This is a genomic window from Picosynechococcus sp. NKBG042902, assembly GCF_963864045.1.
In the GTDB taxonomy this organism is placed as follows: Bacteria; Cyanobacteriota; Cyanobacteriia; order Cyanobacteriales; family MRBY01; genus MRBY01.
The window spans coordinates 1-640 of the sequence record NZ_CAWLTV010000002.1 but is presented as its reverse complement, the minus strand read 5'-3'; the positions used below and the strand labels follow the sequence as shown (position 1 = coordinate 640).

1 protein-coding gene is annotated in these 640 nt (G+C 48.9%); it reads right to left on the bottom strand.

All coding sequences use genetic code 11. The features are described from left to right. Positions 1–251: 251 nt before the first annotated feature. Positions 252–640: WG repeat-containing protein (locus tag AACR41_RS00010; protein ID WP_045442789.1), on the bottom strand; the 389-nt coding region annotated here is incomplete at its 5' end.

Here is a 640-nt window from a genome sequence, read left to right as displayed (position 1 = left end):
GATCGCCGACAAAAACTGGCCAGAGGCCGACCGTTTTCTGTCTGTTGATCTGCTTCTGTTTGCTCTGGGGTATTTTCAATAGGATCACCCGTTCCACTACTAAGCTGAGAACAGGCGATGGTTCCTGATTCAGCACCCATCATTAGTAAGGCGGTTAGAACGGAAGAACGGATTTTTTCTGAAAAAACATATGCCGAAGTGTAGGTTTAAAGTGACTGTAGATTTTTAGGTGAGGAGACAATTGGAAGGTATTAATATATCTGCTCACCTTCCTTGTTGATATAGCCCATGCGATCGCCGACCTGGACTAGCGCTAGCCCCTCTGAGAAAGGGTAAGCATCATCAAACTGAGGATTGATCACCATCGTTCCTTCCTTATCGATGTAGCCATAGCGATCACCAACACTGACTGCGGCCAGCCCCTCTGAGAAAGAGCCAGCATCATCAAACTGAGGATTGATCACCATCTTCCCTTCTTTATCGATGTAGCCATCGCGCTCGCCGACCAAGACGCTAGCTAGCCCCTCTGAAAAAGAGTAAGCATCATCAAACTGAGGATTAATCACCATCGTTCCTTCTTTATCGATGTAGCCCCAGCGCTCGCCGACCCGGACGGCAGCCAGCCCCTCTGAGAAAGGCC